General features: G+C 59.0%; 1 pseudogene. It reads right to left on the bottom strand.

Annotated elements, in window-relative coordinates:
- Positions 1-251 (bottom strand): annotated as a pseudogene (locus BLJAPNOD_RS34900) (IS66 family transposase); the annotation flags it as partial.

The following is a 251-nucleotide window of genomic DNA, read 5'->3' as shown; positions in this document are numbered from 1 at the left end:
GTGGGATGACATCGAGCCGCTCGGATCGGTCTTCGCCAATCAAAACCTTTTCCAGACCTCGGCATTCTTCGGGGATTTCAGGCTCGATGACCTCCTCAATGCGCTCGAGATGGGCGGCAAAGCCCTTGCGCGGGCGTGCTTCCCGCTTCTGCTTGTCTTTCCGTGACTGGTCGAGCTCGCTGTCGATCGCTGCCAGGCCGGTCTCGACTTCCTCGAACGCAAAGTCGATCTGATCGTCGTTGATCCCCAGT

It is taken from the genome of Ensifer sp. M14 (assembly GCF_003355565.1).
In the GTDB taxonomy this organism is placed as follows: Bacteria; Pseudomonadota; Alphaproteobacteria; order Rhizobiales; family Rhizobiaceae; genus Ensifer.
Note: the sequence above shows the minus strand (reverse complement) of the source record. Positions and strands in the feature narration are given on the sequence as shown.